This is a genomic window from Mycobacterium sp. E3247, from assembly GCF_001667785.1.
GTDB lineage: Bacteria > Actinomycetota > Actinomycetes > Mycobacteriales > Mycobacteriaceae > Mycobacterium.
Genome location: NZ_LZJG01000098.1, coordinates 1 through 719, shown reverse-complemented (window position 1 = coordinate 719; position 719 = coordinate 1). Strand labels below are relative to the sequence as shown.

The window sequence follows — 719 nt, the reverse complement described above, 5'->3', positions numbered from 1 at the left end:
GCCTTGACGACGTTGCGCCCGACGGTCCACCGGTGCACCTCATCGGGGCCGTCGACGATGCGGCTCATTCTCGCCTCTGAGAGCCAGGCCGCCAACGGCAGGTCGTGGGTGTAGCCCAAGGACCCGTGTATCTGCAACGCCGTGTCGATCACCTCGATCAGCATGTTGGCGATATAGGTTTTGGCGATGGAATTCGCGATCCGCAAGTCGAGCCCGCGTTCCATCTTGTAAGCCAGGTGCAGGATCATCAGCCGGGTGACGTAAAGCTTCTCGGCGCAGTCGGAGAGCATCCACTGGATTCCCTGACGATCAGCCACCCGTTTGCCGAAGGTGACTCTTTCACATGCCCGCGCGGCCGCCATGTCAAGCGCTGCTTGGGCTTTCGCGATGCTCCACATGCCGTGCCGCAGCCGGCCGTAGCCGAGGCGATGCTGGCCCATGGCAAAGCCCTGTCCAAGTCCGCCGAGAATGTTCTCGTGGGGGACAACGAGGTCGTTGATGCGCACTTCGGCGTGGCCCATCTGGATTTCGCCCTGGTAGGTGGGGATATCGGATTCGCCCATGATAGGGATATTGCGGACGATATCGAAACCCGCGTTGGGCAGCTCCACCAAGAAGGTGGTGTATTGCCGATGACGAGGGGCGTCGGGATCGGTCTTGGCCATCACCAGTGCCAGCTGAGAAATGGACGCCCCTGAGGTGTACCACTTCTCGCCGTT

Annotated in this window: 1 protein-coding gene; it reads right to left on the bottom strand. The window is 61.3% G+C overall.

Annotated elements, in window-relative coordinates; translation table 11 throughout:
- On the bottom strand, nt 1-719 hold a 719-nt coding region (locus A9X04_RS05115), incomplete at both ends, for an acyl-CoA dehydrogenase family protein (RefSeq protein WP_197509053.1).